Annotated in this window: 5 protein-coding genes; 2 read left to right on the top strand and 3 right to left on the bottom strand. The window is 70.8% G+C overall.

The annotated features are described in order from the left end of the window. Positions 1–103 precede the first annotated feature (103 nt). From MHY30_RS14890 to MHY30_RS14880, 3 genes are all read right to left on the bottom strand, one after another. The gene (locus tag MHY30_RS14890; protein WP_374204621.1) at positions 104–1,591 is read right to left on the bottom strand and encodes an SDR family NAD(P)-dependent oxidoreductase; all 1,488 of its coding nucleotides are present in this window, start codon (positions 1,589–1,591) and stop codon (positions 104–106) included. A gap of 78 nt (positions 1,592–1,669) precedes the next feature. Next, complete coding sequence (locus MHY30_RS14885; RefSeq protein ID WP_239279179.1) at positions 1,670–2,821, bottom strand: acyltransferase; 1,152 nt, start codon at positions 2,819–2,821, stop codon at positions 1,670–1,672. Between the two features lie 307 nt (positions 2,822–3,128). Beyond that, positions 3,129–3,737 carry a TetR/AcrR family transcriptional regulator gene (locus MHY30_RS14880; RefSeq protein WP_239279177.1) on the bottom strand — a complete coding sequence of 203 codons (609 nt, stop codon included), beginning with the start codon at positions 3,735–3,737 and terminating at the stop codon, positions 3,129–3,131. A 106-nt stretch (positions 3,738–3,843) separates the two neighbouring features. Between MHY30_RS14880 and MHY30_RS14875 the strand changes: the two genes are divergently transcribed. Continuing rightward, positions 3,844–4,680 carry a sugar phosphate isomerase/epimerase gene (locus tag MHY30_RS14875; protein ID WP_239279175.1) on the top strand — a complete coding sequence of 279 codons (837 nt, stop codon included), beginning with the start codon at positions 3,844–3,846 and terminating at the stop codon, positions 4,678–4,680. Next, positions 4,677–5,804 carry a Gfo/Idh/MocA family protein gene (locus MHY30_RS14870; protein ID WP_239279173.1) on the top strand — a complete coding sequence of 376 codons (1,128 nt, stop codon included), beginning with the start codon at positions 4,677–4,679 and terminating at the stop codon, positions 5,802–5,804. The genes MHY30_RS14875 and MHY30_RS14870 overlap by 4 nt, the downstream gene beginning before the upstream one ends. Positions 5,805–5,890: the final 86 nt, after the last annotated feature.

Below are 5,890 nucleotides of genomic sequence, written 5' to 3'. Positions count from 1 at the left end.
CCCAACCCCCGGGGCGGACGCGCCCCACCCGCGCCCCATGCCGACGCCCGCTAGCATCCCCGCGTCTCAGGCGACCCGTCCGCACCGAATATCGCCGCGGACGTCACCACGAGCTCTTGCGGTAGTCCTTCAGGAAGATGCCGAAAAGGTCTTCGCCGGCCTCGCCGCGCACGATCGGGTCGTAGACACGGGCCGCTCCGTCGACGAGGTCAAGCGGGGCGTGGAAGCCCTCCTCCGCCAGGCGCACCTTCGTGAAGTGCGGGCGTTCGTCGGTGATCCAGCCGGTGTCGACGGCGGTCATGAGGATGCCGTCGGACTCGAACATCTCCCGAGCGCTCGTGCGCGTCAGCATGTTCAGCGCGGCCTTGGCCATGTTGGTGTGCGGGTGCCCGGGACCTTTGTACCCGCGGCCGAAGACGCCCTCCATCGCCGAGACGTTGACGACGTACTTGCGCCGCGCGGGCGAGGCGGCCATCGCGGCGCGCAGCCGACTGACGAGCAGGAACGGCGCCGTCATGTTCGCCAGCTGCACCTCGAGCATCTCGAGCGGCTCCACTTGGTCGACGTGCTGCGTCCAGCTGTTGATGCGGTCCTCGTCGGGCACGAGACCGCCCGCGTCGATCGCGGTGCCGGCGGCCAGACGCTCGAGCGACGACGACCCCGCGGCCATGGCCTCGGCGGTGAGCTCCTCGGCGGTGCGAGCGGCGGATGCCAGGATCGGGTGCGCCGTCACCGACTGCGCCAGCGCGAGGGGATGCGCGTCGTTGGTGTGGCCGAAGGTGACCAGCTCGGGCAGCGGTCCGTCCGGGAGCGGTGCGAGCTCGGCATCCACCAGGGGTTTGTACGCCCCCGGCGAGCGCCGCACGGTCTGGGCGGCGTTGTTGATGAGGATGTCGAGCGGACCCTCGGATGCCACCGACTCGGCGAGCCCGATGACCTGGGCGGGGTCGCGCAGGTCGATGCCGACGATCTTCAGCCGGTGCAGCCAGTCGCCGCTGTCGGGCAGCGAGGCGAACCGTCGCACCGCGTCGCGCGGGAAACGGGTCGTGATCGTGGTGTGCGCACCGTCGCGCAGCAGCCGCAGCGCGATATACATGCCGATCTTGGCCCGGCCCCCGGTGAGCAGCGCGCGCTTGCCGGTGAGGTCGGTGCGCGCGTCGCGCTTGGCGTGGCTCATCGCCGCGCAGGACGGGCACAGCTGGTGGTAGAACGCGTCGACGAGCGTATACAGCTCTTTGCAGATGTAGCAGTTGCGGGCTTTGATCAGCTCACCGGCGTACGGCGTCTCGACGCGGGTCGCGAGCGGGATGCCGCGCGTCTCGTCGTCGATGCGATCGGGGGCGCCGGTCGCTGTGGCGGCGACGACGGCGCGGTCCGCCGCGGCGATGCGCTGGCGCTTGTCGCGCCGGGACTGTCGCTTGACGTCGCGGTACAGCTTCCCGGTGTGGCGCTGCAGCGCGAGGTAGGCGGGGTCGCTCTTGTCGAGCGAGGAGGCGGCGTCGAGCACGCGCAGGGCGACCTCGAGCTCGGCGGGATCGATGGATGCCACGCGGCCGGCCTCTCGATCGGGTCTCGGGAGTGTTTCGGGCACGGGAGAGTGTACCGAGACGCGGCTGAGAGCCCGGCCCGCGGCGCCTCGGCGTCCAGGACACGCGGACGCGAGGACGGGTCATCCGCGTGTTGTGGACACCGAATCGGCGCGGCGGTCGGGATCGAACCGCAGCAGCACCCGTTGCATCCGTGTTTCGACACCGCGATGCAGCAGCCACGCCAGAGCGAGCGAGATCACGAAGGCGACGGCGGCGAGCGCGAGCGCGCGGGGCCAGTGCAACTCGGGGTGTCCATCGGGCCACGCCGACGACACCGACGCGATGACGAGCAGGTGCACGAGGTAGAACGCGAACGACAAGCGCCCGAGCTCCTGCCACCGCGGACCCGCGAGAAGGGTCGACCCTCCGTGCACATCCGCCGCCGCGAGCGACGCGACCAGCAGCGCGAAGCCGCCGACAGTCACCGCGAGGCCGGGGCGGATCTCGGTGCCCGGAAGGGCGGGCGCCTCCGACAGCGCGTAACCGAGCACGGCAAGCGGCACCGCGAAGCGCAGCGGAGCAGGACGCCACGGGGTACGCGCCAGGAGCAGCGCGAGCACGACGCCGAGCATGAACTCGGGCAGACGAAGAAGAGGAGTGGATGCCGCCGACATCGGCACCGGCGAGACCGCGGCGATCGCGGGGGCCAGGGCGACGAGCGCGAGCGCACCCGCCGAGACGGTCCAGAGCGCGCGGGCGGAGCGTCCGGCGACGAGCCGGATCACGAACGGGAACGTCAGATAGAAGAACGCCTCGCACACCAGCGACCAGCTCGCGGGGTTGCCGGCCTGCCACCAGTCGGGGTTCCATCCGTTGATCAGCAGCAGGTTCGCGCCGAGGGGCGCGATGCCATCTGTGCGGATCGCCGGTACGAGCGTGGCCGCCGCCATCAGGGCGAGGATCACGCCGACCACGTGCAGCGGGTAGATGCGGGCCGCGCGGTGCAGCCAGAACGACCGCGCGGTCTGCGCCGGCTTGTACCCCCAGGCCAGCACGAATCCCGAGAGGATGAAGAACAGCGTCACGCCGGTCTTCCCGGCCTCGAACACGAAGCCCCACAGGTCACCGGCGCGGCCGCCGAAGTACTCCACGGCCATGATGTGGTGCCCGAAGATGAGCAGCGCCGTCAGCCAGCGCAGTCCCGTGAGCGACGGCAGGTGCCGAGCCGCGGGCGGGCGGCCGGATGCCACATGCTGAGCGCCGGCACGCGTCATCGTCGCACTGATGGTCATCGCCTCCCGCATCGCTCACGCCGGCGGTTCGCGGACCGCGCGACCCCGGAACGTTACCCGTTCGTGATGCAGAGAAGCCTGAGAGCCACGAGGCCTTGACGCGAGGCGTCCGCACCTCCTCCGGCGGGGGTCATGTCCCCCTTGGTGCAGCCTCAGCCCCCCGAACCCGCACAAAGTGGGACACCGGATGCCAGCCACCCACGCCAGTCCCCCATCCCCGACGGCATGTCCCACTTCGTGCAGCCTCAACCCCCTAAACCTGCACGAAGTGGGACATCGAACGCCCCCTACCACAGCCCGAGACGATTCAGCTTGCGCGAGGAGCCTGCAGCAGCCGGCCGAACGTTCGGAGGGTGTCGCTGAGCCCCACGGACTCGTCGAGCAGCCACTGGATCTGCAGACCGTCGGATGCCGCAATGAGCAGCGCCGCGAGGTGATCGGCCGACACGTCGTCGCGGATACGCCCCTCCGCCTGCTGGCTGCGGAACGTCTCGCCCAGTTCCGCACGGAGCCGCTCGAATCGCGAGGTGAAGTACTCCTTGCCGACCCCGCTATCGACCTCGAGCGCGGCGGCGACGAGCGTCGAGTACAGCTGCACGAAGCCGGGCACCTCGACGTTCGCGATGGCGGCCGCGATCATCTCCTCGGTGCCGGGTTCGACGGGATGAGCGGCTTCCTCTTCGGCGCGCTTCGCGGCAGCGTGGTCGTACACGGCGACCAGCAGCTGTTCGCGGGAGTCGAAGTAGTGCAGCAGTGCCGCGTGCGAGATCCCGATGCTCTCGGCGATGCGGCGCAGCGAGGTGCCGTCGGCGCCGCGCTGGCGGAAGACCTCGATCGCCCGGTCGAGGATCTCGCGGCGCCGCTCGACGCCGCGCCGTCGCTGCCCCGGGCGACCGATCGTCGTGTCTTCACTCATGGCCCCACCCTCTCGCATCCCCCGGGCTAGCGTAACCTCCAGGTGGAGGTTAGAGTGGGGGCGCGGCCACGCGGCCGCCGCAGACGACGACGTTCCGAAGGACCCCATGAGCACCTCTTCCCCGCTCCCTGAAGCCTCGGTGCAGCTGTACACGCTGGCATCCGAGTTCTCGTCCGACATGTCCGGATCGCTCGACAAGCTCGCCGCCCTCGGTCTGCGCAACGTCGAGGCGTTCGCGTTCGTCGACCGCCCCGACGAGATCCGGGCGGCCCTGGACGCCAGCGGCCTGACCTCCCCCACCGGACACGCTCCACTCCTCAGCGACGAGCTGTGGACGCCCGACGGGTCGATTCCGACCCCCGCGCCCGAGGTGGTGTTCGAAGCGGCCGCGACCATCGGCATCCAGACCGTGATCGACCCGTTCGTCGCGCCCGAGCGGTGGCTCACCGAGGAGGGCGTCGCCGACATCGCCGAGCGCCTCAATCGCGCGGCCGACATGGCGGCGACGTTCGGCCTGTCGGTCGGCTACCACAACCACGCGCAGGAGTTCCTCGCCGACTTCGACGGACAGAGCGCGTACGAGCGCTTCGTCGCGCTCACCGACGACCGCGTCCAGCTCGAACTCGACCTGTTCTGGGCGCTCACCGGCGGACAGGACGTCCCGGCGCTCGTCGCGGCACTCGGCGACCGGCTGACCGCGGTGCACGTCAAGGACGGCGTGGCTCCGGCATCCAACCCCTGGGCTCCCGGCGCGGGCGAGATGTCGTCGGCCACTCTCGACCAGCGGCACGCCGGCACCGGCGAAGTGCCGCTCGCCGAGGCGCTGCGCGCGGGCAGCGGCATCCGGTACGCCGTCATCGAGTACGACCGCGCACCGGGCGAAGTGTTCGCCGACATCGCCGCGAGCCTGGCGTTCCTGCGCGAGGGCGGTTTCGTCGCATGACCGGGCCCCTCGGAGTCGGCATCATCGGCGCCGGCGTCATCAGCCAGACGTACCTCGAGAACCTGACGTCGTTCCCGGATGTCCGCGTGGTCGCCGTCGGCGACCTTCTCCCGGACCGCGCCCGCGCAAAAGCGGACGAGCACGGCGTCGGCGCCGCCGGCACGCCCGACGACGTGCTGGCGAACCCCGACGTCGACCTGGTCGTGAATCTGACGATCCCGCAGGCGCACGTCGAGGTGTCCTCCGCCGCGATCGCGGCAGGCAAGCACGTGTGGACCGAGAAACCGATCGGCCTCGACCGCGACGCGACGCGGTCGCTCCTCGCGCAGGCGGATGCCGCGGGCGTCCGCATCGGGTCGGCCCCCGACACCCTGCTGGGTCCCGGTTTCCAGACGGCCAAGCGCGCCGTGCAGACCGGGGTCATCGGCGAACCGTTGTTCGTGCAGTCGTCGTTCCAGACGCAGGGCCCCGACCTGTGGCATCCGGACCCCGCCTTCCTCTTCGCTCGAGGAGCCGGGCCCCTGCTCGACATGGGGCCGTACTACTTCTCGGCGCTCGTGAGCCTGCTCGGGCCCATCGCGGGCGTGACGGCACGCGGCTCGCGCCCCCGTCTCGAGCGGACCATCCACACCGGCCCCCGCGCGGGCGAGACCTTCCCCGTCGAGGTGCCCTCGACGGTGCAGGTGCTCACGTCGTTCGCGGCCGGACAGCACGGCACCCACCTGCTGAGCTTCGACTCCGCGCTCGAGCGTCACGGGGTCATCGAGATCCACGGATCCGAGGGCACGATGGTGCTCCCCGACCCGAACCGCTTCGAAGGACGCATCGCCTACGTGAAGCCGCTCGGCGTCTTCCGCGACGGCATGAAGCCCGAGCAGGAGTGGATCGAGATCCCGAACGAAGGCGAGGTCGTCGGCCGCGGCCTCGGCGTGCTCGACATGGCCCGCGCGATCGCCGCCGGGCGGCCGCACATCGCTACGGGAGAGCTTGGCTTCCACGTGCTCGACGTCATGCTGTCGGCTGAGGAATCGTCGACCACCGGACAGACCGTCAAGATCGGCAGCACCGTGGCGCCGGTACCGCTGCTCGACGAGGGCTTCGACCCGTTCGCGCGGACCCTCTGACGCCCCTCCCGCCCCGTGGTGTCGGATGGATGCCACGGGGCGGAGATGTTCTCTGCGGAACCGGGGCGTGCCGGGGGGCGTTCCGG

The sequence above is a fragment of the Microbacterium sp. ACRRU genome (assembly GCF_022346945.1).
Lineage (GTDB): Bacteria > Actinomycetota > Actinomycetes > Actinomycetales > Microbacteriaceae > Microbacterium > Microbacterium mcarthurae.
Note: the sequence above shows the minus strand (reverse complement) of the source record. Positions and strands in the feature narration are given on the sequence as shown.

Excerpts from the sequence above, each read along its gene's own strand:
- MHY30_RS14875 (WP_239279175.1), top strand. The coding sequence starts at position 3,844 with ATGAGCACCTCTTCCCCGCTCCCTGAAGCCTCGGTGCAGCTGTACACG.
- MHY30_RS14870 (WP_239279173.1), top strand. The coding sequence starts at position 4,677 with ATGACCGGGCCCCTCGGAGTCGGCATCATCGGCGCCGGCGTCATCAGC.
- MHY30_RS14885 (WP_239279179.1), bottom strand. The coding sequence starts at position 2,821 with ATGACCATCAGTGCGACGATGACGCGTGCCGGCGCTCAGCATGTGGCA.
- MHY30_RS14880 (WP_239279177.1), bottom strand. The coding sequence starts at position 3,737 with ATGAGTGAAGACACGACGATCGGTCGCCCGGGGCAGCGACGGCGCGGC.